Below are 26,123 nucleotides of genomic sequence, written 5' to 3'. Positions count from 1 at the left end.
GCCGAGCGGACCCTGTGCGTTCTCAGCGCGATCGGAATTGCATACCGTGGCAAGTTGTGCAGCAATCAAAAAAGACGGCCTCTGTCATCGACAGAGGCCGTCTTTGGTTATGTGATCATTTAGAATTGTTTACATGACAAACAGTCTATGTTATGATTAATAAATCTGTGCGAACCACATTAATTTAGACGGAGTTAGAACATCTTATCTATACTTCTATAATATCATGTGAATCGCCGAATTGTCAACCAGGTTTTTAAAAAAATCCATAACCACCGAAGGAGCGTGTTCGCAAGAGATGATCAGCGCCGACGATTGGAAGGTAGAGCAGGAGCGGCTAAAATCCGTAACGGAGCAGCTGCATAAGGAGATAGACAGACTGGAGCCCGAGGTTACGGGGCTTCACCATCAAGTGACGGATATCCGCAAGCAGTTCTGGGAAGAAGTCACGGTTAATACGAGCACGGACGAGGATTTTGAGGAAACGTTCCACAGCATCAAGCAGCAGGAAGCGCTGCTGTCGGAGCGGGAGCGAAGCCACCGCCAGCGTCTGAAGCAATGGAACAATATGAAGCGGCTGCTGCCATCGCCTTATTTCGGACGGATCGATTTCGCGGAGGAGGGGGAAGGGGCTACTGAGCGCGTCTATATCGGCGTCTCCTCTTTTGTCGACGAAGAAGGTTTGAACTTCCTGGTGTACGATTGGAGAACGCCCATCGCAAGCTTATATTATGATGCCTCTCCGGGAGAGGCGGACTACGAAACGCCCGGCGGGACCGTCCGGGGGACGATGGCGCTGAAGCGGCAATATCAAATTCGGAGCGGAGAGCTCCGCAATGTATTCGATACCAGCGTCACGATCGGCGACGAGCTGCTCCAGCAGGCGCTGGGCAACGGGGCGGACACGGCCATGAAGAGTATCGTGGCCACGATACAGAAGGAGCAGAACGCCATCGTGCGCGACGTTAAGAGCCACATGCTCATCGTGCAGGGAGCGGCCGGCAGCGGCAAGACATCCGCCGCGCTCCAGCGCGCAGCCTATTTGCTGTATAGATACCGCAATCGGCTGACGGCGGATCAGATCGTCCTGTTCTCTCCTAATCCCATGTTCAACAGCTACGTGTCCACCGTGCTCCCGGAGCTCGGCGAGGACAATATGCAGCAGACGACCTTTCAGGAGTATCTGGCCCATTGGCTGGAGCCCGAAGTTTCGGTTGAGAGCCCTTTTGACGGATTGGAATTTGCGCTGACAACGGAGGACAGGGACGCGTATGAGGCCAGGCAGCAAGGGATTCGGTATAAAGCGTCGGAAGCCTTTCTAGACGCGCTTCGTCGGTATGCGGAGTGGCTGTGCTTGCAAGGAATGAGGTTTATCGGCATTACGTTTATGGACAGGGAACTCGTTACCGCGGAACAAATGTCCTCTAAATTTTATAGCTTCGACAGCTCGGTCTCGCTAGAGAATCGGATCACCATGCTGCGCGACTGGCTGCTAAAGGAGCTTGCCGTATTGGAACGCAAGGAGCGTGCGGCGGAGTGGGTCCAGGACGAACTGAACTATCTGGATATGGAGGACTATCAAGCGGCATACGGCTCCATAAGGAAAAAATACGAGAAGGAAGACGCGGTCTTCGACTTTACTCAACAATATCTGGATGCGTACGGCGACGTCCCCAAGCGGGAGCTGGGAGAAGAGAATGTGTTCGACTTCGGCGATCAAGAGGAGGAGTTTCTGCGCCGCATGATCGCGAAGAAAAGGTTCGCGCCGCTGCGGCGGCAAGTAAAGCGTCTCAAGTTCGTCGATGTGATCGGTCTCTACAGCGGTCTGTTCGACGATGTATCAAAGTATCGGGACATGACAGGAGAGCAGGAACTGCCATCGCTATGGAGCGATATATGCCGGGCAACGCAAGAGAAGCTGGAGAGAAAGGAGTTGCTGTATGAGGATGCGACTCCGTTTCTCTATATGAAGGAGCTTGTGGAAGGCGCCCGGAGAAACAATGACGTGCGGCATGTGTTCGTGGACGAAGGCCAGGATTATTCGCCGTTCCAGTACACCTTCTTGAAACGATTGTTCCCCCACGCCCGCATGACGGTGCTAGGCGACTTCGGGCAGGCGATCTTTCCTCAGGCGACCAATCTGCAGGAGACGGATTCTCCGCTGGTCCGACTCTACGGAGAAGAGCATACGACGCTCATACGCCTTGTCAGAAGCTATCGTTCTACGCGGGAGATCGTGTCGTTTACGAAGCCGTTGCTGTCCGATGGCGAGGGGATTGTGCCATTTGACCGGAGCGGGGGCAAGCCGGTAGTGACGATGCTTGACAATGACGGGGAGCGAACGGCGCGTATGCTGCAAGACCTCGCCAAGCTGCAAGCGGAAGGCTTCGGTTCCATCGCCGTCATTACGAAGACCGCGGCGGAGAGCCGCGAGGCCTATGATAGCCTGACGGCTGCAGGAGGCGAGAATCTCCTGCTCATCACCAAGGAGACGCTCACCTTCGAACGGGGCATCTCCATTCTTCCGGCCTATCTGGCCAAGGGCGTCGAGTTCGACGCGGTTTTGATCTACGACGCATCCGCTCATGTGTACAATCGGGAGAGCGAGCGGAAGTTGTTTTATACCGCCTGTACGCGTGCGATGCATCGACTGCGGCTGTACGTAATTGGCGAAGCGACACCTTATCTGACGGGACTGGACCGGGAATTGTACGAGACGGAGTCCTGACAGATCGACACAAAGCCGTAGGACAGAGGGATTTCCATTTGCGCGTATGTATGTTGCGGAAGGCGCAGAGGCTGTTGTATACTGAAAACTAATTATGCAAGAGGAGGTGAAGGTAGGATGAATTCGGAAGTTGTGAACGCGCAAGTGAGCCGGCTGCCCATCGCGATGGCTGGCATCGTTCATGGTTTGGCGCAAGACGGGAGAAGTCTGTCCACTTATGACCATACGATAACACAACTTGCGAAGAGGCTCCTACCTTAACCTGAACGGATCGAACGGAACAGGACGTGGGGAATTTTCCCTGCGTCCTTTTTTTAATTATAGGAAAGTTTTCTTCATACTTGACCTATAATTCTCGGATTGAAACGCGCTGCGCCGCCAAAGGACGGCGGCAGCCGTTTCACCTTGTATGTCAGGTGTCTTCGAATGAACTCGCCGGAGATCTGCGAGCAGCAGGTAGGGCCTCCATTATGAGGAGGAACCCTTATGTTAACGATAAATTGTCAGAACGTGAAAAAATACAATGCCGCCCAGCTCGTCCTGGAAAACGTCACCTTTGAGCTTCGGCATGGAGAGAAAGCCGGGCTGGTCGGCCGCAACGGCTGCGGCAAGACGACTTTGCTCCGCATGATCGCCAAGCTGGACGCTCCTGACGAAGGAATGCTGGCCATCAGCAAGGGCGCGCGGATCGGCTATCTTCGGCAAATGCCGGATATGAGCCCCGGCATGACTGTACGCGAGGTGCTGGAGAGCGGCTTCCGGGACTTGCTGGATTGCCGCGCTCGCATGACGCTGCTGGAGTCGGAGATGTCTTCGCCGACGCAACGTCCAGAACGATTGGAGGATCTGCTGGCGGAATATGCGAAGCTGCAGGAGCGTTTCGAGCGGGACGGAGGATACGAGCTGGAAGCCAGAATCGACGGAGTGGCCGACGGCTTGCGTATCCCGCGGGAGTGGTACGCGCGCGCCTACGCAACATTATCCGGCGGGGAGAAGACGAAGGTCGGACTCGCTTCCGAGCTGCTGAGAGAGCCCGAACTGCTGCTGCTTGACGAACCTACGAATCATCTCGACATGGGCGCGGTGGAGTGGCTCGAGGATTACCTGCTGGGGTACGACGGAGCCTGTCTGATCGTATCCCACGATCGCTATTTCCTCGACCGTGTCGTAACGAAAATCGTGGAGCTGGAGGACGGCGAATCGACGGTCTTCCATGCCAACTACAGCGGCTACGCCAAAGAGAAGGAGGAGCTGGTCCTCCGCCAGTTCGCCGATTACCAAGAGCAGCAGAAGGTTATAAAGAAGATGCGCGAGACGATCAAGCAGCTGATGGAATGGGGCAGGATCGGCGATAACGGCAAGTTCTTTCGGAGAGCGGCAAGCATGCAGAAAGCGCTCGACCGCATGGAGAAGCTTAAGCGTCCCGCGATCGATCGCAAGGAGGCGGAGTTCGGGCTTCGTCCTACCGGGCGCTCTGGCAAGCAAGTCGTCGTATTCGACGGCGTTGAGAAGCGCTTTGGGGCGACAATGGTGTTAAATGGCATCTCCGGAGAGCTGCATTATGGCGAGAAGGTTATGCTGATCGGCGACAACGGCTCCGGCAAGTCCACTTTGCTGAAGCTTATGTTAGGCGACCATGACCCGGACGGCGGGGAGCTGAAACTGGGCTCGAGAGTCGAGGCGGGTTATCTGGCTCAGCAGCAGCGACCGGACAATCCGGATCAGACGATCTTGGACTACTATCGGGAGGAAGCTGGCGTGGAGGAGGGCGAAGCTCGGAACAGCCTTGCAGCCTACATGTTCTACGGCAAGGAAGTGTTTAAGCCTGTAGGTATGTTATCGGGCGGAGAATGGACGCGTCTCAGGCTGGCGCTGCTCGTGCTCGGGAAGCCGAATCTGCTCATTCTCGACGAACCGACGAATCATATGGATATCCCGTCCAGAGAGGCGTTGGAGGATGCGCTGGAGGACTACCCCGGCACAATTCTGATCGTGACGCACGACAGATACCTGATCAATCGGTTGGCGCAGAAAATATGGGAGCTGGACCGCGGCCGTCTCTCCGTCTATCTGGGCGGATTCGATGAATACAAGGCGGAGAGGGGCAGGAGGAAGGCCGTCGCAGCAGCGGCTGCAGGCGCTGCCCCCGCCCCGGCCCCAGCGGCAGGCGCTGGCGATAGCGCGATCCGGAGCCGGCCGCGAACGGAGCGTGAGCGTTCGGTTAAACAAGCGGAGCCGCTCAAGGAGAAGGAAGCTAAATCTGGCGCCCAGCTGGAAGCCGAGATTGCCGAAGTGGAGCGGCGGCTGGCGGAGCTGGACGCGGTACCGGGCATTCCGGCACAGGACGCTGACGCTTTGTCCCGCATGGAGCTAAGCTGGGCGGAGATGGAACACCTTCGGGCGCGTCTGGATGCGTTGATGGAGAGATGGCTGGAGGCGCAGGAGGAATGAAGCTCAACCCGCGTTCGACGCCACAAGCAGCTTAGCCAAAGGGATTTCGCCCCTCGATTCGCCATAGGGATTCGTCGGCTATGCCATCATTCGGACTGGCCCATCATCCCGGAGTCCGCCGGCGCATTCCTGTTTCCTTCGGCCGATGGGAGAGTTATAATAGCTTTACTTGAACCCCTCGGAGGTGATACTCATGGCAATTCGAGATTGCCGGATTGGCAAGGCCTCATGCAAAGCCTGATAAGGAGGCGATACTTTGCATGAATCGGGCGCTTATCGCCGGAATGAGCATTTATCGTTTCTAATAGCGGGCTTTGCACCTTATTTGCTTGACCAATTCGAATAAGGGGCTGAAGTTTAATGTGCCAACCGTTTATTAGAAACTACCAATATAATGAAATTAGACAACAAGCCGAGTCTGTCCTGCGCGCGACAAGATCGGTCGCGGATCCCAAGATTCTGGACTCCGTCCGATATGGCGCGCAGCTTAAGGCGACGGAGTTGTTCCCGGATTTAACGGACAAGGGCAAGGCGCTGCTGGAATTCGTGACGGAGCTAAGAACAGCGGACGAGTGTCACGCATATGTGCAGGCGCTCGAGCCGTACCTGGTGCCGTTCCCCCCGATCGCCGGAGGGCAGATTCGGAAGCTGTTCCCCAAGAATAAGAAATTGAAGATTCCGGACCTCTCGGGGATCGACTTTCGATATATCACCTACTTGAGCTGGACAGATATCTCTACGGGCAAGATGTTCATCGTCTATCATAACGGGGAGCAATTCTTGGGCCTCGAGGGAAGGTTCACGGCAATCAATAAGAAGAGCTATTGCTTCGCGTGCAACCGCTATGAAGAGCTGGTGCTGTTCTCAGCCGTTGCGAAGAAGAGGCCTGCCCAGGCTTCCTCGGATTATTACAAGTCGGTGGGGCATTATGTGTGCGCGGACGGACGGGCGTGCAATAACAACATAACGGATATTGCTTCGTTGGAGAAATTTATTCATTCCGTGCTAGGGCGTGTCTGAATACTCCGAGGGGAGCAGATTTTGCCGAATTTTCGTTCCATGCAAGGAACTTTTGTGAAGGCGTTACCTAAGGCTACGTCAAGCAAAAGTGACGAAGCAGAGGGGCGGAAAGGCGGTGAAAGATGCCCCTGAGCGGGTTTTCAGACACGACCTAAATTAAGCAAAGCTGGCACAGAATGAGTCAATCTAGATGGAGCAGCTTCAGCGTGTTAGGTAGATCAGGCGAGTTGGTGGGCATGATCGACAGCTTGTTCGACAGCTTGTGCGTTCCCCTGCTCGTTGCTCCCGCTGGCGGAAAATAGAAGGAAAAGCTCCCGCTAATCAGAATAAATCTGGCGATCGGCTAGGCATAGAGGGAAAACCTCAGACTGTTGAAAAACTCACCAATCTTTAAATAATTCACCAAATTAACGCGTTAATTTAGGTATAATAAAGGTAATAAATTGTACTCGAAAGGCGTGGTTATCGTGTGGAACACCAATAAGTCAGACGCTTCGACCGATTATCAAATGGAACTGGTTTGTGTGGAACAATTGGTGCCTCAAGATCATCTTCTTCGAGTCATTCACGACCATGTCGATTTCTCCTTTATTACCGAGTTAACGCGTCCCTATTACACAGCAACGACGGGTAGACCACCTATCGACCCCATCGTATTATTCAAAATGATGCTCATTGGTTACCTCTTCAACATTCGTTCGGAGCGCCAGTTAGAAAAAGAGATCTTTCCTAATGCGGCGTACCGTTGGTTTTTGGGACTGCGTTTCGTAGACAAGGTGCCCGACCATTCGACGATTAGTTTTAACCGAAACAACCGCTTTGCGGGAACGAACCTGTTTCAGGAGATTTTTGAGAAAGTTGTGCGTTTGGCGATGGAACACCACATGGTGGCAGGCCGCGTACTCATTACCGATTCGACGCATGTTCGAGCCGATGCCAACAATAATGCCTATACCGTTCAAGTCATCGGGAAGACGCCTCACGAATATCTGGAAGAACTTCACCAAGCCGTGAACGAGGATCGAGATCTTCACGAAAAAAAGCCTTTAGCTCCGAAAGAGGAGGTGGAAGTCACCAAACATAAAGTCAGTGCCACAGACCCGGATTGTGGTTATATGAATCGCCGCAATAAGCCAGAAGGATTCCATTATCTCGATCATCGCACCGTGGATCACAAATTCAATATCATCACAGACGTTCATGTGACACCTGGCAATGTAAACGACGCCACCGTCTATCTCGAGCGCTTGCAACGCCAAATCCAAACCTTTGGTTTTGATGCCACATTAGAGGCCGTGCTACTGGACTCCGGCTATATGACGCCCTACATTTGCAAAAAAACATTAGAGATGAATATTTTCCCCGTCATCAACTATCGACAGGCAAGCAGAACACCGGGCCTATTGGCAAAGAGTGACTTTATCTATGATACGGAAAAAGATGTTTACATTTGTCCCGCTGGCCAACAATTGAGCTACTACACCACCAATCGTGCAGGTTACCGGGAATACGTTTCTGCCCCTAGTAGCTGCGCTTCATGTCCAATGCTGTCACAGTGCACGCAGGCCGAAAATAAGCAACGTAAGATTCAGCGTCATATTTGGGAAGCGCATAAAGAACAAGTGATGCTTAACCGTATAAGCCCAGAAGGTGAAGCTCTGTATAAACTTCGCGCCCAAACGATTGAACGAAGCTTTGCAGATGCCAAAAATCTTCATGGTTATCGTCGAAGCAAGCTCCGCGGAATAAACAAAATGCGGGAGCAGTCTTTGATGACGGCAATTTCCCAAAATCTGAAGAAAATTGCGCGGCATCTGGCTTGGAAGGAGATGTTCGTTGGCGGTCTACAGCATGTACAGATACTGTTTCTACCAATTAACACCAAATACCGCTCTATGACTCAAACCCAGGCCGCATAAATGAGGTTATTCAACAGTCTGAAAACCTCCCTCTAATCGGGGGGATTATGCCCGAATACAGCGATCCGGTCGGGATTATAGGGAGGATTTCCCTCTAAAGCGCAAGCAAGGGCGGAGACGGGGACATTAGAGGGCGTTTTTCCCCTTATTCGCGAGAAGGGGGAACGAGCACGACCCGCACAGCACAACTCCCGATTTATACGTGAAAGGACCTCGAATCCTACTGCAAAGTGGGATTTGAGGTCCTTTTCTTGAAATATAAGAAAGTATAAGTTTCGCTCTATACTGGGCTTATATTTCTCGGAATAAAACGCGCTGCACCGCCGACCGCCGAAGAGGCACCGCGCGCCAATCGAGATCCGACGCCAGATAGAAGCTTGGATAACAAGGCTGGTTATACACGACGTTCTGCCAGGCGATGCCGACCCGGTATTGGGCGTCATGCATCAGCGTGTACAGCTTCCGGTCGGTAAGCTCCGTGCTGACGTAGATCCGAATCGCGGAGCTGTCCGCCGTCCTTACAAGCAGCTCCTCGCGCCAATCGCCGAATATGTCGGCTACGAGACAGGGATTGCCCTTCGTACCGTTATTGGATCGGCAGCCTTCGGCCGTCAGGAGGCGGCCTCTCTTCCAATCGTCAATGGCCACCGGCTCGTCAAAGGAGCCGCTAATGATCCCGGTTGTCATGTCGGCGGCCCATCGAATGTTCATGTTCGTGCCGGGCGCCTTCTCTTCGATCCGCTCTCCTGTCGCCGTCATCAAGCCAAACGTCTCCTGGCTGTGAATATCCTCGCTGCACCACGTTTGCAGGCCGCGGCATGCGGGATCCACCTGGCCGATCATCCCGCGGCCCACATCGCCATCCGCCGGAGCGCCGTACAACACCTCACCCGTACCCGCATCCCTCAGCGTGTAGCCGTACGGCACGGACGCGCCGCCCTCGTGGACCATGAATATTTCCAGTCCCGGGCGATCGGGATCGATATTGGCGACGTGAAGCGCATCGCCGTGGCCGAGCTTTACCTTTCTATCCGCCCCGGCCTCGGCCCCCGACGAAGCGCCTGCTTGGGGAATGACATCCGCAGAGCTATATAAAAGGGACCCGTCATGGTCGATCGTCGCCGCGCCGTATATAATTTCCTGACAGCCGTCGCCGTCCACGTCGGCCACGCTCAAGGAATGCGCTCCCTGCCTGGCCAGCGCGCCGAATGACTCATCGCGCCCGTCCGGGAGATGAAGCGTATCGTTGAACGGGTTGTTCATCGTCACCCAGCCGCTGTCCGCGATCCACTGCTCCCTGAGCTGGCGGCCGTCCCATGAGTAAGCGACGACCGTCGACCTCGTGTAGTATCCTCTCGCGAAGATGGCGGACGGCTTCTCGCCGTCCAAATAGGCAACGCCGGCGAGGAAACGGTCTACCCGGTTGCCGGGCTCGATGCGATTCCACGCATAATCGCCCCACATCAGCCCGTCGTCATGCCGGCCGGGCTTGTAGCGGATCGTCTGCAGCTCGTCTCCCGTCTCACCGCGGAATACGGTCAAATATTCCGGGCCGTCCAGCACGAAGCCTTCGATTTTCCTTAGCGCGTTGCGGCTGTTTCGGGCGGGCGCATAGACATCCATCAGATAATCCGTCAGCTTCTCCGCATCCTCGCAGGTCAAGGGATAATCGTACTGTTTCTCCATGCCGAAGCACGCTTCCAAGCTAGCCGGCCAATGGCCGGCCGTCACTTCTTCGTGCCGATGCCAGCGCATGAACAGCTCCACGATATGCTCATAGTAGTCCGAGCTGCTCATCCGGTAATCGTCCTGATGGCTATAGCCGGCGGCGAGATCCTCTTCCGGCATGGTGATGTACGCTTCCGAAGGCAAGTTGTCCTGTCCGCCGAACCGGACCGTCTTCGTGCCGGGAGCCGTCCTCATCATCAGCTCCGCGCGGCCGTCGCCGTCGAAGTCGAAGACGAGGAACTGCGTGTAATGCGCGCCGGCCCGAATGTTGGCCCCGAGATCGATGCGGTACAGCAGCGTGCCGTCCAGCTTGTAGCAATCGATATAGACGGGCCCGGTGTAGCCCGAATGCGAATTGTCCTTGGCGTTCGAGGGATCCCATTTCACGAAAAACTCGTATTGCCCGTCGCCGTCGACATCTCCGACGCTCATGTCGTTGGCGGAGTAGGTGTAGGTTTCTCCCCTTGGCGTCACGCCGTCCGGGGGTTTCCGGAGCGGCAATTCATAATAGTTGTCCCGCCAGGGCTTAACGGACTCGCCGCGCTCCGTCTCGCGACCGTCTACAACCGCGCGAACCTCGTATTCCGATGCCGCGCTTCCGCCGCGGTCGAGATAATTGGTGCTGTCGTTCACGGCAGCCAACAGGGCGCCGTCGCGATAGACATGGAAGTCCGTGCCGGTCAGACCGCGTTCGCCATGCCCCGTGGCTTCGCTCATCAGCAACCTCCAGCTGAGGAAGACGCCTTCGGACGAGCACATGGCGACCAGTCCCCGGTCCAAATGCTCCATCTGCATCATGTTAGATTCTCCTTCTTATGCTCGGCAATGGATTCGGGCACTTCGTCCCCGATGAGTTCCAGACAGACGATTGTATTAATAGACCATTGCGAGACCGTGTTCGTGGAGATCCAAGGTATTTCGGCAATCTCCCGGACAAACGACTGGCGGGGCACTTCCTGCGTCTCGAGCGGGATTTCCACGCTCCAATTGTAGGAGCTGGCCAGCAGATACTCCCATGCCTGCCTGGCGAGCTCGCCGTCCCCCGTCCGGCGGGCCGCGAAAGCCATCATGGCGGTCGACAGCATGGGGATGTTCCAATCCTTGCCCTGCAGCGTGCCGCCTGAACGGCGGATCTTCTCTTCCTTCGGCAAATTGTAGAATTCCCCGTATTCGGCCAGCATGGCATCCCATTCCGGGTCCTGCAGCAGATGGGCCATCTCCGCCCAAACCTGCGCCCCGCCCATGCAGATCATGAGGTGGTGGCCGTAATTTTCATGGCCCATGAACAGGAGCTCGCCGGTCTTCGGCTCGTAGCCGAAGACCGGGCCGGTCAGCAGACGGTTCGGCATGGACTTCAGGCACTCGATGCCTCGCAGCATCTTGTCGCGGTAGGAGGCGTCTTCGTACCGTTCCCACTGGACGAGCCAGTTGGAGCAGAACGCCGCCCAATCCGGTCCGCTTCGGGTATGCGTCGGGAATTCGTCCTTGGCGAAATAAGCACGCATGGGATCCAGCCGAACCGTCGCGTAATCCGAATCCTTGACCTCGTCCATGATATCGCCGATCCGCTCGTCCGCCGTCAAATAATAATAAAACTTATGCAGCCCCGCCATGCCGATTCGCGCTTCCTTGCAGCCGCAGCCGAAGTGCAGCACGTTGTGCCTGGAGCCGAGTCCCGCGTATTCGCCGATGTGATAGAGGTCGACCTCGCTCGTATGGCGGGTCATCGCTTCCGCGAGGCGGAAGATATCGCCCCGGCCGGAGCGGAGGAACATATACCACAGCCAGATGTTCGGAGCGAGCTCCGTATTCTGCCAGGCGCAGCCCCCGATGTCGTACTTCCAACTGTGCCGCACGGGGTCGTAGCTGTGCATGAAGTCGCCGTAGTCCCAGAAGCCGTACCATCGGCGCTGCTCGATCTCCTCCTGGTAGAAGGAGATCAAGCCATCCAGCGTGTCTTCCAGCTGGGACTTCACGGGCGTGGAGCGATTCGGCAGACTCCAGGACCCCAGTGCGCGTGTTTCCCAGTAGCGCGTAGGCTCGCAGACCAACAGAGGCGGAGAATCCTTCATCCGTACCATGGCATCTAGCATATCGAGATCCGGCGTAGACTCGCAGCACCAAAGCGTCAGCTCGGAAGTGTTGCCAATGCCGTAAGGCGTGCTGCGAAGCTCATCCGCTCCTTCGTAGCAGGAGACGACGTGCGTATCGGTATCGTAGTGTCGCAGATCCATGGCCGGGGCGTCCGGCGACCAAAACCAGAAGGTGAGGTTCGCCTCGTCTCCCGTTAGTCCTTTCGCTTCCAGAGCGGAAGGGTGCTTCTCCCAGAAGCGGCGGACGCCGATCGCCAGTCCTCCATGGTCCCCGCCGGCATATAACAGCCCGGCGGCTCTTCTGCCGGATACGGAACGGATCCAACTACAGCCTTCCTTCGTCCGTTTCAGGATGTCATAGCTGTCGGAGGACGGCTGGACCAGCTTGAAATCCCCCCATTCCGGCGAATCCGCAAGGAGACTTGGCAGTTCGCCATCCTGCGCAGGGTCAAAGGCAATCGGTAATCCCGCGGCTTGAAGCTCGTACAGCTCGCGCTGCCTCTCCGGCAAGCGGAATGTCATGAGTCCCTTGGGGGACTCTCCGAACCAGCCCGTGTCCCCGGCAAGGCGGACATGACGGTTATATAATGGGCCTTTCATCGGAACGGAGAAAGCAATGCCCAAGCTTTTAATATAGTCCTGATGGGGGTTGCCGTCATAGAGGAAGGTATGAACGATGGAAATCGACCGCTGCCCGGCATAGAATACGAGTCGCAGCGTGAACGGAAGCCACCTGCGGCCGCTTATCGATAATTGATGGCGGCCCCGTATGGCAATAACCGCGCGAATGGGGCCGCTCTGTTCCACGGCTGCATGCTCGACGACGCTGTTCATCGGCTCTTCCACGACGGTTCTATGGCCCGAGACGGCATGATGCTCCTCGCGCATGCCAACCAGCCTGCCGTCCGAGCATACCGTTCTTCCGCCGATCCGCATCTCTTGAATAACGGAGGGCCCCGAACGATTCGCCCGGCAGACGATGGCGCCGGTGTCCACCTCGATATGCTCCGCCGTTTTCCGTATGACGATTCTTTCGGCAGCCGCAAGGGGAGATCCTTGTCCCTGCTCCAGTATATATCCGTCCTCCAGGTCCCCTTGAAGCGATGCCGCATGAGCCGTCCATTTCACGCTGCCGTCCGGCCAATAGGCCGTCGGCCAACTTTGCATAGCCACGTTGGCGCCTTGCAGACCGCGCAGCCTGATAGGCGTGCGGCGATCCAGCTCGCCTTGCTTCCAGGGCGCGCCCCAGACGACGCCCGCAGGCAGGGCGGGCCGCCCTTCAAGCCACGACAAGGCTAGTTTGCCACTGTTACCTGTCATTCCATATCACTCCTTTGCAGCCGGTACACTTCCAGCTCGGAATATTCCGCAATCATGGGCGCCATCTGCCGGAAGCCGAGCAGGCCGCGGTCCAGCACGGGACCATAAGTCACCCCGTCGTCAAGAAATTGAAATAACAGAAGCTCATCGATGTAAAACCGGATCAGGGATCCGCGCTTCGTTACCTGCATGAAGTAAGGCGGATCGCAGTCCGCGATGGCGGGAAGCGGGTCCGCGCCTTGCGCCACGAGATGGAAGCCGTGGCTTTTGCGCAGATTGCAGGTCTGAAAGCGGCGTTCTTCGGCATAGCTCCTGCGGAAATAAGAAATATGATAAGCGTTTATGTCCCCGCTATGATACTGGTCGTACTCGCCGCTTCGGGGACTCAGAGCGGGGTCGAACAAGTCTTCGCCGCCTCTCCCTGCGGCGGAGAAAAACAGGATGCACAGCCCGGGCTGGCGAATGGGCCAGAACTTCCATCGGATGGCGATGTCGCCCTGGAAGTGCTCCCTGCACCAGTACACGATATTGGCGGCTTGCCCATCCTTCGGGTCCCGCCTGCTCTCCAGCCGAAGCCTTCCAAGCGGGAAGCTGGCCATCCCGTCGCCCTCCATGACGAAGTCCGCGACGTCTTCGGCGCAACCCAACGGGTTGGCATAGAGCAGCTCCCCAAGCTCGGCGTCGTCCCGATCGTCCATTGCCCATGCCCCCTTCCTCAGCGATACTCTCCGCCAGGATATAGCGTAGAGCTGTACAGACGTTTGGGCTGGGGCAACGGCACTCCCGGCTGACGAGGCGTCAGTTCCATCGGCATGCTGGCATAAATCCAGGCCGTGGAATGGTCGTAGATCAGCACCTGCTCCCGTCCCGACCCTGCCAAGTCCGCGTGCGCGACATAGCCGTCGCTCGGGAACTCCACTACCACGGTCATATGGCCGTCATACAGCGTTGGCGGGACGCCGCCTCCCCGGCGGTAGGCCAATATATAATCCAGCGGCCCGTCATCCCAACGGGGGAGCGTCTCGATGATGGTCAGCCAGCCGTTAGTCTGCCGGTCTTCCTTCCACACTTCCGCGCCTTGGGAATCCAGCAAAAACAGGCCATCCTTGCCGCTTTCGGAGAATGCCTCACCCGTGTCCCCGCGTCTAATCCGGTCGAGACCGGCAATATGCAGTCCCGGCAGGTCGCTCCTGAATTTGCCAAGCGCTATGTGCTGGGATTCGATCGACCCTTCATACCTCCATAACTCCTTGCCTTGGACGTCATACATGACGGTTACGCTCCCGCCAATGACGATCTGTACATCTCCTCTGCCCAGAACGTCTCCGACCCATATGCAGTCGGCGTGGTCCTCCAGATTCCGTGCCGACCAAAGCTTTTTGCCGTCATGATCCAGCAGGTCGTAACCCGCCATGACTTCGTCGCGGCCGTCCCCGTCGGCATCGAATACCCAAGGGAAGTGGCCGGGATTGCCCGAATAGGTCCATAAGAGGCGGAGATCGCGGTCAAGCGCCCATAACGTTCGGTACCGATCCTTCAAAATAATATCCGAAGGATAGGCCCCGCCGCTGAGATTAGCCAGGATGATGCAATCATGCGCGAGCTCCGAGGGCAGTTCGAAGGAACGTTTCTCCTGACCGGTACGACCGTCCAGGATGAAGAAGCGCTTGTTCATGACGCACAGCACCTCGCAGCAGCCGTCGCCGTCAATATCGTAGAGCTGCGCCGGATAATCCGAGCCCGGTCCCCCGCAATTCGGATCGGGCGTTCCGACCTGCCACAGGAGGCGGCCGTCGAGATCGAAAGCGGTCAAACATTGGACCTGATGGGGAACGTACCGGTCATCGATGCCCCCGTCGGGCTGGACCATGACGATTTCCATGCGGCCGTCTCCGTCCAGATCGCCGAGCAGCATTTTGTTGCGCAGCCCTGCCTGATTAATGTCCAATTGACGGACTAGAACGGGAATTCTATCTTGCTGGCTCATGCCGATTCGCCTCCGATGTAGCAATGGACAGTGCGGCGAGTTGCTCGCGGCACTGTCCATCGTCATTTTTTCCACATAAGAATTTATAAGTTTTCGGCTTAGCCGAAAAACAAATTCTTATTGGCGATAAAACCTACCTTTGAACGCGGTCGCTCATCATTGAAAGGCCTCGATAGAGGTTTTCTCATTGCTGGGATTCCTTGTGGAGCTTGTTGATTTCCGCGATATAATCGTTTCCGCCTGTCGTCTTCCATAGCTCGATGGCTTTGTCGAGGCCCGCGTCGTCGATTTGGCCGACGATGTATTGGATGCGGGCATCCGCGATGATGTTGTCAAGCTGCTGTCCCTTCTGCGCGTACACCTCGGAGACCAGCGGCTGCGCCGGGTTGGCGACGACGATGCTTTCGTTGGCCGCTTGCACCTCCGCGATCATTTTGTTGACATCCGTTTGCTCCAACGTTGCCCCGACCGGACCGATGAACGTCAGCATTTGGTTCAAACCGTTGTATTGCTGAATGAGACTGGCGTCCAGATTCTCCTTCGGCGCGATATAGCCGTCCACCATGTCGTAGTGAACGCCTTCCATGCCGTAGCCGAGCAGATCCTGCATCTCCACGTCGCTCAGCTTGTCAATGAAAGTCAGAACCTTCTTCAATTCCTCCTCCGTCTTGACGGCGGATTTCGATATCGCGAGCATGCCGGCATAACCGGTTGTCGGCATATCCCGATGGCCCTTCGGACCGACCGGCGCCTGGTAGACGTTGGTGTAGGAGCTGTCTCTTGGCGCCTTTTCCTGCATCGGACTATTAAGGCGGCGAGCATTATCCGCCACGTCCACAAAGGCGCCGGCTTTTCCGTTTACGAACGGATCGTTCCACACGGCGGAATCCATGACGGCGAAATCCTCGTTAACAAGTCCTTCCTCATACAGCTTGCGGAAAAACTGCAGCGCCTCCCGGTATTCCGGCGTCATGTGCGTCGGCACCAAATTGCCGCTTCCGTCGTCGCCCCAGCCGTTCGGAGCTCCGAACCAGACCTGCATAATGTCCCAAGGTCCCGCGTATTTCGTGATGACGACGCCGTACGTATCGTCCTTGCCGTTTTGATCGGGATCGTTTTCCTTAAAGGCCTTCAGCACGTTGTAGAACTCGTCGATCGTCTTCGGAGGCTGCAATCCGAGATTTTCCATCCAAACCTGATTAAGAGTAACGCCCATCCGGCCCAGCACGCGGCCCCGGTAGACGCCGTAATTTTTGCCGTCGATGGAGGAGTTGTTCAGCACGATGTCGTTGGCTTGGCTAAGGTTCGGGTAATCCTTCAGGTAAGGACCCACCTCCCAGAACGCGCCGGCGCGGGCCGAACTGATGAAGCTTGGCGATTTGTCCACGACCATGATCGTAGGCAGTTGGCCGGAGGCGAGCGTAATGTTGACTTTGTCCGGATAAGAGCTGTTCGGCACGAATTGAATGTCCAGGTCGGTGTTGGTGTACTCCTCCAGCTTCTTGATGACCGGGCTGTCGGCTTTCGGCAGGTTGGTATCGAAGGATTGCATCATGATGCTGATCTTGAACGGTTCTTCCTTTGCGTTCCCGTTGCCTTCGGAATTGGCGTTCGTGCTTTGCGGCGGAGCGCTCTCCGATTGGCCATTCGATCCCCCGTTCCCGCCGGAACAGGCCGATATGGCCATAACCGAAGACAGGACGAGTAATGCCAAGCTTTTTTTCAAACCGGTTACTTTCTGTTTCATTGATAACCCTCCTCGTTATTGAATGGTTGCTTTCTATAGATTTCACGCGAATGCGTTCATCTAGCCTTTGATGGAGCCCAAGAGCACGCCCTTGGCGAAATGCTTCTGCAGGAACGGATAGACCAGCAGGATCGGCAGCGTGCCGACGACGATGACGGCCATCTTGACGGATTGATCCGGCGGCTCGATGAAATTGGGATCCATGGCGCCCATATCGCCGGCGGCCAGCTGCGACAGCATGACGATCTCCCGCAGGATGACCTGGAGCGGCCACTTGGTGTGATCGTTAAGGAACAGAAGCGCCGAGAAAAAGTTGTTCCAGTGGCCGACCGCGTAGAACAGGCCGAACGTGGCGATGATAGGCTTCGACAGCGGCAGCGCGATGCGCCATAGGACGCCAAGGTCGGTACAGCCGTCGATCCGGGCCGATTCCTCCAAGCCGGGAGGAAGCTGCTGGAAGAAGTTTTTGATAATGATCATGTTAAACGCGCTGATGGCGCCGGGCAGAATGACCGCGGCATAGGAATCCAGCAGCCCGAGCTCCTTCACGACGAGATAACCCGGGATCATGCCGCCGCTGAAGAGCATCGAGAAGATTACGAGGTTCATGATGACGTTGCGTCCCATCAAATCTTTGCGGGAGAGCGAATAGGCCATCGTGAAGGTAAACGCCAGATTGGCCAGCGTGCCGGCGATCGTAATGATGACCGAGTTGATCAAGCTGCGGCTAATCGTATCCGTCGAGAAAATGTATTGAAACGCCGCGATCGACGGATCCCTCGGGAAGATAAAGAATTCGCGTTCCATCAGCTCCACTTCCGTTGCGAAGGAGCCGGCGATAATGTAGACGAACGGCAATACCGTGACGAGCGACAGTAGGCCGAGAAGCAGGTAATTAAAGCCGTCGAACAATTTCTCTCCGAGCGAGTCGTGCTTGCTGTTCATTCTTGTCTCCTCCTCTCCGCCCTAGAATATGCCTTCTTGTCCGAATCGCTTGGCGAGACGGTTGCTGCCGTAGATGAGCAGAATGCCGACGACCGACTTGAACAAGCCGATGGCGGTGCTATAGCTGAAGGCTCCTTGCGTGATGCCGACGAAATAGACGTACGTATCGAAGACGTCCGCGACGGACCGGTTGAGCGAGTTGGTCATCAGGAAAATTTGCTCGAAGCCGTTGTCCAGGAAGCTTCCCAGCCGCAGGATCAACAAGATGACGATTGTGCTGCTGATGGCGGGAATCGTAATATAGATCAGGCGCTGGAAGCGGTTCGCGCCGTCGACGACCGCCGCTTCGTATTGCTCCATGTCGACGGAGGCGAGCGCGGCCAGGAAGATGATCGTGCCCCAGCCGGAATCCTTCCACATCATCTGAAGGATGATCATGGGCCGGAACCAGGACGGATCCGCCAGGAAGTTGATCGATTTGCCCGTAATCGAGGCGACGAGCTCGTTGATGATGCCGCCCGACGTGGTCAGGAACACGTAGGTCATGCTGGCCACGATGACCATGGAGACGAAGTGCGGCACGTAGACGAGCGTTTGAACGATTCTTTTGAAATAGGCCAATCTCACTTCGTTCAATAATAACGCCAGAATAATGGGCGCCGGGAAGAAGAAGATCAGATCGTATACGGCCAGAATCAGCGTGTTCCGCAGGAGCCGGAAGAAGTCGGGATTGGCGAAAAAATTGCGGAAGTGCTCGAAGCCAACCCATTCGCTATTCCAGAGGCCCAGAAACGGCTGGTAGTTCTGGAAGGCGATAAGTACGCCCCACATGGGCAAATATTTGAACACTAGGAAGTACAGCAACCCCGGAAGCAACAAGAGGTACAACCATTTGTCTTTTTTCAGCCTCGACAGCCAGCGTCTCCGTTTGGGGTTGCCCCGCGTCATGGATATTTTGGAATCGGAAGGAAGCGCCGTGTTCATTCACTCACCCTTTCTGTATCGATCGCGCCAAGATGTCATCGCTTACATTTCCCAGTATCGCTCCATGGCGAAAGACAATCAATTTCACATTTTTGCATAAGAAAAGCCTTGATTATCAAGGCTTTTTCGAACGTATGGAACTTTGTTGCCGGGGTGGTACTCTCTTGTTTCCGGGCTTGGCTTCAGCCTTCCGTCTGCTCTCTGAACTGCCCCGGCGTAAGGCCGACCTGCTTCTTGAAGATGCGGTTGAAGTAGCGCTGCTGATAGCCGACCTCGCTGGCGATGTCGTTGATTTTAAGATCGGTCTCGCGCAACAACGTCTTGGCTTTATCGATCCTCAGCTCCGTTACGTAATCAATGAAATTGATGCCCATGAATTGCTTGAAATATTTGCTGAGCGTATAGCTGTTCGTCCCGGCCAAATCCGCGCATTGCTCAAGCGAAAGATCCGACGCGTAATGGGCGTGGACATAGTCGATCGTCGACTCCACGAGCCGCTTAAGCTCGATGTTGGCTCTGGCGTCCCTCTCGTCGATGAAAGGCAGAATGACTTTCCGCTTCATCCAGCCCAGCATCTTCTCCGGCTCGCGGATTTGCGAAAGTTGGCCGAACATGTTCTCGCCGCCGAACAGCTGATGGGGACTTAGGCCGGACTGCAGAATGGCGTGCTGGATCGTCGCGAACAGCTGCAGCATGCTTTGCTGGACCAAAATTTCGGTGCCGCGGGCGGACAGCACCTCCTCCAGGAACAAGGTAATCAGCCGCTCCGCTTCCTCCTTGTCGCTCGCTCTCATCGCATGGACGATGTCCCGTTCCAGCGCGAAGGGGTAATGGAACTCGCTGCCGTCCGCATGGGCGGTCAATTGCTCCATATCGATCAACTGATTCTGATTGACGAATTTGCGGTAGCCCGTCGCGCGCTCCACTTCCATATACATGTCGGGAATGAGCTGAATCCTCTCCATCGCTCCACTGAACGTGATCGTGACTTGCATATGGATAATGCCGTTGATGGCTTTCGTAATTTCCGTCCCCAGCGATTGAATCCGTTCGCCGATGGGCTCGCCGTCCGGATACATGACGAGCACCGCTACCGTCAAGTCATGGAAGTTCATGACGCTGAACTGCTCGAAATGCCCAGCGGCAAGCTCCTCGATAATATTGGAGGCCGTGAAGGTCACGAGACTTTCGTCCCCTTGCGAGAACCGCTCGGTCAGAATGTCGTACCCCGTCAGCTGGATATGCAGAATTCGGAATTGATGGTCGTCGGTATCCCAGCCGTAGAGCTTCATTCTGCTCTTCAAGTCCTTCTCCGTGTAGGAAGCGAGATGTCCTTGCAGCAATTGAAGCAGGAAGCCCGAACGGACATGGGTCCGTTGTTCGTCGAGCCGATTGCGGAGATTCAAGCTTTCGTCGTGCAGCTGGTTCCACTGGTTCTCCAAAAATTGAAATTCGTCCATGCCACGGGCAAGATCTTCGCCCTTATGCCACTTAAGGCTGTTCAGCAGCCGTTCGACCGGCAGATAGACCCGCCGGGAAGCAAGCCAAGAGAGCAGCAGCGCCAGGACCAGTCCCGATGCGCTGACGAGGAAGATCGTGTTGGAGAGCTTCACCACGGAGGACGTGATGGTCGTGATCGGCGTAGCCGAAATATACGTCCACTCCGTGGACAGGCGGGTCAGCTTCCCGTAGGATACGGAATACGTGATGTCGTCCCGGTTGAACAGGAAGGTGCCGGACGGCTCCTCCCGGCCCAGCACTTCCGCGCGAAGACGCTCATTGACGGCCGTTTCTTCGGCATGGTCGGCGACGAGCAGCTCGCCTTTCTTGTCGAGCAGCATCGTGAAGCCTTGGTTGTAGGGAGTCATGGTTTTGAGCAGGTTCATGACTTTCTCCCGCTTGAGCTCCGTGACGAGCACGCCGAACGGCGAGCTGCTGTCTCCCGGAATTTTGTGGACCAGCACGATCGGAGTGTCCGCGTTCTGCGCATTCCCTTCGGCGGCAGGCAGCCAATCCGTCCAATAAATATTGGTTCCCTCCGCTATGATCCGCTGAAAGCCGTCGATCTGGGCAGAGTCGTCCAGCATATAGAATTCGGGCTGGAACAGCACCGTATTGTGTCCGTTGATGTAGAGCTGCACTTGATTGATGAGCGGATGGGAGCCCTGCAGCATGAATAACGTCTTCGTAATGTCGTAGGTGTCCCTGAATTGGTAGACGAAATTCATCTCCTTCAGGTCGGAGCCGAACCGCGGATTGAACGCCCAATGGGAGATGTCCTGCTCCACGGATCCGAACTGGTCGTCGATGTTCTGCGCGCGTTCCTTAATCTGATTCTGGTGCAGGTCGCTGATGTTCTTTTGCATCGGCCCTACCGCGAATCCGTATGTCGCCAGGGCGATGATCAACCCCGGTACGCTTGCGGCGAATAAGAACCAAGTAAAGCTTTTTCGGTAAAAGCTTCTATTTTTTCTTCCCGTTCTCGCGTAGCCGCCCATTCGCTGGAGCATGAACTCCCTCCGTTCCGAATCAATTATAGGGAACCGCTTTCATGCGCAGGCAGGAATCTATCCCGCCTGTGCTTGTAAAGTATATCCGATCAAAGTGGTTCTTTCCATGAAATAATTGGAGGGCTCATTTGGTATCGGCAGCAGCGTATAAACGGGGCAGGATCCGCAAGCTCTTCAGTTGATCCGCTAAGAGCTTCGCCATTCGGCGTGCCCCGATTTCGGTGAAATGGGTGTGGTCGGTCCCGTTTACGGAAACCATAAAAAACGACTTTGTCTCCTCGTAGCCGACAGAAGAGTAATAGGCCAGGCTTTCCGTCATCAGATCGACGAGGAGGACATTCTCTTCGGCAGCAAGCTGCTTCATAGCCATGCAGTAGTCCGGAAAATCGTTTAAGAACTCTCCGTTTTCATAGTGCAGCCGGCCGACCGGCGTGATCAGCACGGGGATGGCCCCCCGGCTCCGGGCGCCTTCGATGTACATCTTTAAATAAGATGTATAAGTCGAGAAAGGTTCTGTATAACGCTCCGGCCTGCTCTTCGTGGAATCGTTGTGACCCATCTGGACGAACAAATAATCACCCTTGCCGATCTCTTCCAGAATGGTCTGCAGCCTTCCTTCCTCAATGAACGTCTTCGAGCTTCTGCCGCCAATTGCGTGGTTCGCAAAGCGAACCTCCTTCGTAAAATATTCGGCGATATATTGGCCCCAGCCCGCCTGCGGCGCATGCTCCGGCTCATAGGTTTGTACCGTGGAATCTCCTGCTAGATAGACGTTAACTGTATGTTGCATCACTTCACCCCTGTAAGGACTATTGATTACATGATTACGCGCATATTGTAAGCGTATGAGCTATCCCCTGCAATTGCACTTTTTTGCAATTGGACACGCGCCGCGCCGTTCCGTTAGCCAATCCAACCCGCATACGGGCATATATAAGTCTCTGACCCCCGATACGGATATGCCAATCATCGAGGAAGCTTTCGGCAGGCTCCCGTTTCCTTTCTCTTCTTGCTTGGATGTTTATTAGCTGGTATTGTGGGTTAATCGGACGTTATAGGATATATCCTATCGAGCAGAGGAGATGGTAGCATGACATCGCAATCGAGACAACGTACGAGCGTGTATTGGGATATGTTTATCCATCCCGCATTCGGGGATCAGCCGATCTATGTAGCGGCGACGGAGGAAGGCTTGTGCCAGATCACCTTTCCGCATGAGCCGTTCGAATATTTGGTTGCTTCCGTTAACAAACGAGTGGCGGATGCCCAACTGGTCCAAAGCATGGAGCAGTTGCGTCCCTATTGCACGCAAGTGAAGGAGTATCTTGAAGGCGAACGCAAGGCATTTACGGTTCCGGTGGATTTCCGGGGCACCGAATTTCAGAATGACGTCTGGCGCGAACTCGTCCGCATTCCTTTTGGAGAGACTCGGAGCTACTCCGATATCGCTATCGCGATCGGCAGAGGGAAGGCCGTGCGGGCGGTCGGCGCCGCCAATGGCGCCAACCCCGTGCCCATCGTCGTTCCTTGCCACCGGGTTATCGGGAAGAACAACACGCTTACGGGCTTCCGCGGCGGGCTTGCCATCAAGGAAACGCTGCTTCGGCTGGAAGGCGCCGGGTCGTATAAAGCGAAAGGGCATCAACGCTACTTATTTTAAGGGCAGCAGGGGCAAGCCCAGTCATTCTGCTCCAACCATATAGAGAAGATAAACAACGGGAGAAGGGACAACGTGGAGGGCACCAACAGCAGCAAGAGTAAGAGCAAGGGAAAATTCAACAAGATTTATGTCATGCAGCTCGCAACGATTTTTATTGGCTTTGTTATCTTCGGTTTTTCGGAAAATATTAAAGGGCCGGCCATACCGCGCATTCAATTCGACTTCCTGCTTAATGAATCGCAGCTCGGCACCTTATTGGCGCTTAATTCGCTGGGCTATTTGCTCGCCTGTACGTTTACCGCCTATTTGACCCGATTATGGGGAATCAGATGGGTTACGGTTGCGGCATTCGCAGTCATGGCGGCGTCGGGAGTATTTATTTTCGGCTCGCAATATTATCCTGCATTCTCGGCTTCTTACTTCCTGATGTACATCGGCAACGGGATGCTGGAGATCGGCCTGGCTATTCTGGGAGCGCGAATCTTCGTCAAAAATACGGGAACGATGATGAACCTGACGCACGGCTTCTATGGACTCGCTTCGACGGTCGCGCCTCTGATGGCGACCGGGTTGATGGCGGTGACCGTTAATGGCCACACGCTGGATTGGCGCGGGATGTACCTCGTCGTCCTGCTGCTCTCTGTTATACCGCTGGCCATCGCCATGTTTACGACTTTCCCTGGCGACGAGGTTCAGCATGAGGAACGTATTCCGTTAAAGCGGCTTATGAGGGACCCGGTTCTCTGGCTCATGATCTGCGTGCTGACCTTCGGGGTCGTATCGGAGCTGGCGGTCGGAGGCTGGCTGGTTAACTTCCTGGAGAAGGCTTACGGCTGGGACACGGTCAGCGCATCGGGCATGCTGTCCGCGTTTTTCCTTTGTTTTGCGCTGGCAAGGCTGCTGCTAGGACCGCTGACAGACCGAATCGGCTTCACGGTGTCGCTGATCCTGTTCTCGTCGTTCTCTGCGGCATGCACGTTCGTCGCCATCTTCGGCGGGGAAAAGCTGGCGTACTTCTTTGCTGCGGGTGGGGTAGGCATTGCGATGATCTATCCTACGGTTATGGCGTTTATTGCGCGCAGGTACCCTCGCGAGAGCGACATGGCCATTACTTTTACGGTGACGGTTATGGGCGTCGGAAGCGTGCTTGGCAACTATTTGATCGGCGGCGTCATCGAGCTTGTTAAAGGAATGGTAGGCGCGGAGACGCAAGAGGGGCTGTTCCGCGGCCTTCAGGCCGGCTACGGCGTGATCGCGATATGCGCGGCGTTAAGCGCGGCTTCGGGGATCATCTTGTATGGGCTGTTGGCTAGAAGGAAGGAAGTTATATAAATTCGTATCCTTCAAGCGTTCATATGCCTCTTTCATCAAAATCGCCCAGGATACTCCCGACTTCTATAAGCGGGGGAGGAATGGGCGTCAGGCGTTAGCCTGAAGGATATTTCGTATGTTCTTGTTCTCCCTGCTATGCTAAAATACGGATAGAAAGGAGACGAACGTATGATCGCAACCGTAACGGCTAAACTCAAAATAAAACCGTCAGAAAGTCAAATGAGGGCACTGCAACAAACGATGATCACTTATCGGCAGGGCTGCGATTTTGTCTCTGCTCTTGTGTTCGAGAAGAGAGAGCTCGGGCAGCCTGTCTTGCACCGAATGACGTATCAAACCCTTCGCAGTACGCTAGGCCTGCGCTCCCAAATGGCTCAGTCAGTAATGAAAACCGTGATTGCCAAATACAAAGCCCTTCGGAGTAACGGCCATGCCTGGACGCTTGTACGCTTTAAGAAGCCGGAATATGATCTTGTCTGGAACCGGGATTATTCGCTGAACCTGGGCGCTGGGCTGTTCTCCGTCAATACGCTGCAGGGCCGTATCAAGGTTCCTTTCGAAGCGAAAGGAATGGAAGCTTATTTCGACGGTTCGTGGACTTTCGGTACGGCCAAGCTGGTGTATAAAAAGCGAAAGTGGTTTTTGCATATTCCGGTATCGAAAGAAATAGCCGTTCCTGAGCCGGCGGAAATCGAACACGTCGTTGGCGTTGATCTGGGCGTCAACTTTGTAGCCACGGCGTATGACACCGATGGCAAAACCCTATTCTTTCGAGGAAGAGAGCTCAAACAAAAACGAGCGAACTACAAAAGGCTGCGTTCAGAGCTGCAGCGCAAACAAACGCCTTCATCCCGTCGCAGGCTGAAGCAAATCGGAGAACGAGAAAACCGCTGGATGACCGATGTTAATCATCAAGTCAGTAAGGCACTCGTGACCCGATATGGGGCGAATACGTTGTTTGTGCTGGAGGATTTGACCGGGATTCGGGGAGCAACGGAAAAGGTCAGGCGTAAACATCGCTATGTGACGGTATCGTGGGCGTTCCGCCAGCTTCGCGAGATGGTAACGTACAAGTCGCAGCTTGCGAAAGCGATGACCATTGCCGTAGATCCAAAACACACCTCGCAAGCCTGTCCGATATGCAGTCACACGGCAAAAGGGAACCGGGATAAACGGGGGCATCGATTCCGTTGCCTGGCCTGTGGCTATGCAAGTAATGATGACCGGATCGGTGCGATGAATCTCTGTCTGAAGGGAAAAGAGTACCTTCTACAAGGTGCAGGCCTAGCATGACTAGGCTTGCAGGGTAGCTGTCAGTCTGCCCATCGGTAAGCGAAGGCTTATCCGAGGATGTAACACCACGTTCTCTTCCGAACGAAAAAGATCGGAGTCGCACAAGACGTTTGTACGATCGGGTCGTTACAAGCTCCCGCTTCAAACGATAGTTAAGTGGGGGTTATTGACATCAGGCGAGTATTCTTTGGATAGAATGAGTCCGTTGATTACAAACTTAGTGATGTTCAGTTCCTCCGAATTAAAAGTTGGGAGCGCAGGAATCAAACTTTGAACGGTTCTCCCAAAATGTCTGGATAGCCCATCGGCGATTAATTGCTGCTCTTCTTCCGTTAGCTTCTCGCACATGAGAATAATAGAAGCGATGGTTTCCTCCATCTCTTACACCTCCCCCGTCGATCTTGGA

General features: G+C 55.3%; 19 protein-coding genes. 9 read left to right on the top strand and 10 right to left on the bottom strand.

The window, feature by feature from the left end; all coding sequences use genetic code 11:
* The first annotated feature begins 298 nt into the window (after positions 1 to 298).
* The 6 genes from helD to H7F31_RS02475 all read left to right on the top strand — a co-directional run bounded on the left by helD (position 299) and on the right by H7F31_RS02475 (position 8,118).
* The gene (gene helD, locus H7F31_RS02495) at positions 299 to 2,728 is read left to right on the top strand and encodes an RNA polymerase recycling motor HelD (RefSeq protein ID WP_187102869.1); all 2,430 of its coding nucleotides are present in this window, start codon (positions 299 to 301) and stop codon (positions 2,726 to 2,728) included.
* Positions 2,729 to 2,845: 117 nt separating this feature from the next.
* The gene (locus tag H7F31_RS02490; RefSeq protein WP_181376829.1) at positions 2,846 to 2,989 is read left to right on the top strand and encodes a hypothetical protein; all 144 of its coding nucleotides are present in this window, start codon (positions 2,846 to 2,848) and stop codon (positions 2,987 to 2,989) included.
* Between the two features lie 225 nt (positions 2,990 to 3,214).
* Entirely contained in the window at positions 3,215 to 5,179 is a 1,965-nt protein-coding gene (abc-f, locus tag H7F31_RS02485; protein ID WP_187102868.1) for a ribosomal protection-like ABC-F family protein, read from the top strand.
* A 360-nt stretch (positions 5,180 to 5,539) separates the two neighbouring features.
* Positions 5,540 to 6,199, top strand: a complete 660-nt coding sequence (locus H7F31_RS02480) for a FusB/FusC family EF-G-binding protein (RefSeq protein ID WP_187102867.1) — start codon at positions 5,540 to 5,542, stop codon at positions 6,197 to 6,199.
* A 176-nt stretch (positions 6,200 to 6,375) separates the two neighbouring features.
* Positions 6,376 to 6,501, top strand: coding sequence for a hypothetical protein (locus H7F31_RS34120; RefSeq protein ID WP_261800278.1), 126 nt, complete (start codon positions 6,376 to 6,378; stop codon positions 6,499 to 6,501).
* A 207-nt stretch (positions 6,502 to 6,708) separates the two neighbouring features.
* A complete protein-coding gene (locus tag H7F31_RS02475; RefSeq protein WP_261800465.1) occupies positions 6,709 to 8,118 on the top strand; it encodes an IS1182 family transposase in 1,410 nt (469 codons plus the stop codon).
* Between the two features lie 291 nt (positions 8,119 to 8,409).
* Here H7F31_RS02475 and H7F31_RS02470 read toward each other — a convergent pair whose 3' ends face one another.
* The 9 genes from H7F31_RS02470 to H7F31_RS02430 all read right to left on the bottom strand — a co-directional run bounded on the left by H7F31_RS02470 (position 8,410) and on the right by H7F31_RS02430 (position 22,222).
* Positions 8,410 to 10,644 (bottom strand): rhamnogalacturonan lyase, encoded by a 2,235-nt coding sequence (locus H7F31_RS02470; RefSeq protein WP_187102865.1) that lies wholly within the window; start codon positions 10,642 to 10,644, stop codon positions 8,410 to 8,412.
* Complete coding sequence (locus H7F31_RS02465; RefSeq protein WP_187102864.1) at positions 10,641 to 13,259, bottom strand: exo-rhamnogalacturonan lyase family protein; 2,619 nt, start codon at positions 13,257 to 13,259, stop codon at positions 10,641 to 10,643. The genes H7F31_RS02470 and H7F31_RS02465 overlap by 4 nt, the downstream gene beginning before the upstream one ends.
* On the bottom strand, positions 13,256 to 13,957 hold the full coding sequence (locus H7F31_RS02460) for a DUF1961 family protein (protein WP_187102863.1): 702 nt from the start codon (positions 13,955 to 13,957) through the stop codon (positions 13,256 to 13,258). Before H7F31_RS02460 ends, H7F31_RS02465 begins: the two co-directional genes overlap by 4 nt.
* 17 nt (positions 13,958 to 13,974) lie before the next feature.
* Positions 13,975 to 15,246, bottom strand: a complete 1,272-nt coding sequence (locus tag H7F31_RS02455; protein ID WP_187102862.1) for a hypothetical protein — start codon at positions 15,244 to 15,246, stop codon at positions 13,975 to 13,977.
* Positions 15,247 to 15,430: 184 nt separating this feature from the next.
* Entirely contained in the window at positions 15,431 to 16,993 is a 1,563-nt protein-coding gene (locus tag H7F31_RS02450; RefSeq protein ID WP_187102861.1) for an extracellular solute-binding protein, read from the bottom strand.
* Between the two features lie 60 nt (positions 16,994 to 17,053).
* A complete protein-coding gene (locus H7F31_RS02445) occupies positions 17,054 to 17,938 on the bottom strand; it encodes a carbohydrate ABC transporter permease (protein WP_087568099.1) in 885 nt (294 codons plus the stop codon).
* Positions 17,939 to 17,959: 21 nt separating this feature from the next.
* Complete coding sequence (locus H7F31_RS02440) at positions 17,960 to 18,886, bottom strand: ABC transporter permease (protein ID WP_261800464.1); 927 nt, start codon at positions 18,884 to 18,886, stop codon at positions 17,960 to 17,962.
* A 218-nt stretch (positions 18,887 to 19,104) separates the two neighbouring features.
* Positions 19,105 to 21,432: an AraC family transcriptional regulator gene (locus tag H7F31_RS02435; RefSeq protein WP_187102859.1), complete on the bottom strand. Its 2,328-nt coding sequence runs from the start codon at positions 21,430 to 21,432 to the stop codon at positions 19,105 to 19,107.
* Between the two features lie 124 nt (positions 21,433 to 21,556).
* Positions 21,557 to 22,222: a rhamnogalacturonan acetylesterase gene (locus tag H7F31_RS02430; RefSeq protein WP_187102858.1), complete on the bottom strand. Its 666-nt coding sequence runs from the start codon at positions 22,220 to 22,222 to the stop codon at positions 21,557 to 21,559.
* Positions 22,223 to 22,522: 300 nt separating this feature from the next.
* Between H7F31_RS02430 and H7F31_RS02425 the strand changes: the two genes are divergently transcribed.
* The 3 genes from H7F31_RS02425 to H7F31_RS02415 all read left to right on the top strand — a co-directional run bounded on the left by H7F31_RS02425 (position 22,523) and on the right by H7F31_RS02415 (position 25,717).
* A complete protein-coding gene (locus H7F31_RS02425; protein ID WP_187102857.1) occupies positions 22,523 to 23,092 on the top strand; it encodes a methylated-DNA--[protein]-cysteine S-methyltransferase in 570 nt (189 codons plus the stop codon).
* Positions 23,093 to 23,224: 132 nt separating this feature from the next.
* Positions 23,225 to 24,424, top strand: coding sequence for an MFS transporter (locus H7F31_RS02420; protein ID WP_187105181.1), 1,200 nt, complete (start codon positions 23,225 to 23,227; stop codon positions 24,422 to 24,424).
* 168 nt (positions 24,425 to 24,592) lie between these two features.
* Positions 24,593 to 25,717, top strand: a complete 1,125-nt coding sequence (locus H7F31_RS02415) for an RNA-guided endonuclease TnpB family protein (protein ID WP_187102856.1) — start codon at positions 24,593 to 24,595, stop codon at positions 25,715 to 25,717.
* A gap of 141 nt (positions 25,718 to 25,858) precedes the next feature.
* Here the strand turns inward: H7F31_RS02415 and H7F31_RS02410 are convergent, their stop codons facing one another.
* A complete protein-coding gene (locus H7F31_RS02410) occupies positions 25,859 to 26,095 on the bottom strand; it encodes a hypothetical protein (RefSeq protein ID WP_187102855.1) in 237 nt (78 codons plus the stop codon).
* Positions 26,096 to 26,123 lie beyond the last annotated feature (28 nt).

Origin of the sequence: Paenibacillus sp. PAMC21692, assembly GCF_014303795.1 — a bacterium.
GTDB lineage: Bacteria > Bacillota > Bacilli > Paenibacillales > Paenibacillaceae > Pristimantibacillus > Pristimantibacillus agaridevorans.
The sequence above is the reverse complement of the archived record's forward strand: the minus strand, read 5'-3'. Positions and strand labels throughout refer to the sequence as shown.

Bases quoted from the DNA above. Each gene is read 5' to 3' on its own strand.
- abc-f (WP_187102868.1), top strand. From the start codon at position 3,215: ATGTTAACGATAAATTGTCAGAACGTGAAAAAATACAATGCCGCCCAG.
- H7F31_RS34120 (WP_261800278.1), top strand. From the start codon at position 6,376: ATGAGTCAATCTAGATGGAGCAGCTTCAGCGTGTTAGGTAGATCAGGC.
- H7F31_RS02450 (WP_187102861.1), bottom strand. From the start codon at position 16,993: ATGAAACAGAAAGTAACCGGTTTGAAAAAAAGCTTGGCATTACTCGTC.
- H7F31_RS02465 (WP_187102864.1), bottom strand. From the start codon at position 13,259: ATGACAGGTAACAGTGGCAAACTAGCCTTGTCGTGGCTTGAAGGGCGG.
- H7F31_RS02445 (WP_087568099.1), bottom strand. From the start codon at position 17,938: ATGAACAGCAAGCACGACTCGCTCGGAGAGAAATTGTTCGACGGCTTT.
- H7F31_RS02480 (WP_187102867.1), top strand. From the start codon at position 5,540: ATGTGCCAACCGTTTATTAGAAACTACCAATATAATGAAATTAGACAA.
- H7F31_RS02415 (WP_187102856.1), top strand. From the start codon at position 24,593: ATGATCGCAACCGTAACGGCTAAACTCAAAATAAAACCGTCAGAAAGT.
- H7F31_RS02435 (WP_187102859.1), bottom strand. From the start codon at position 21,432: ATGCTCCAGCGAATGGGCGGCTACGCGAGAACGGGAAGAAAAAATAGA.
- H7F31_RS02440 (WP_261800464.1), bottom strand. From the start codon at position 18,886: ATGACGCGGGGCAACCCCAAACGGAGACGCTGGCTGTCGAGGCTGAAA.
- H7F31_RS02460 (WP_187102863.1), bottom strand. From the start codon at position 13,957: ATGGACGATCGGGACGACGCCGAGCTTGGGGAGCTGCTCTATGCCAAC.
- H7F31_RS02490 (WP_181376829.1), top strand. From the start codon at position 2,846: ATGAATTCGGAAGTTGTGAACGCGCAAGTGAGCCGGCTGCCCATCGCG.
- H7F31_RS02475 (WP_261800465.1), top strand. From the start codon at position 6,709: ATGGAACTGGTTTGTGTGGAACAATTGGTGCCTCAAGATCATCTTCTT.
- H7F31_RS02420 (WP_187105181.1), top strand. From the start codon at position 23,225: ATGCAGCTCGCAACGATTTTTATTGGCTTTGTTATCTTCGGTTTTTCG.
- H7F31_RS02430 (WP_187102858.1), bottom strand. From the start codon at position 22,222: ATGCAACATACAGTTAACGTCTATCTAGCAGGAGATTCCACGGTACAA.
- helD (WP_187102869.1), top strand. From the start codon at position 299: ATGATCAGCGCCGACGATTGGAAGGTAGAGCAGGAGCGGCTAAAATCC.
- H7F31_RS02410 (WP_187102855.1), bottom strand. From the start codon at position 26,095: ATGGAGGAAACCATCGCTTCTATTATTCTCATGTGCGAGAAGCTAACG.
- H7F31_RS02455 (WP_187102862.1), bottom strand. From the start codon at position 15,246: ATGAGCCAGCAAGATAGAATTCCCGTTCTAGTCCGTCAATTGGACATT.
- H7F31_RS02425 (WP_187102857.1), top strand. From the start codon at position 22,523: ATGACATCGCAATCGAGACAACGTACGAGCGTGTATTGGGATATGTTT.
- H7F31_RS02470 (WP_187102865.1), bottom strand. From the start codon at position 10,644: ATGATGCAGATGGAGCATTTGGACCGGGGACTGGTCGCCATGTGCTCG.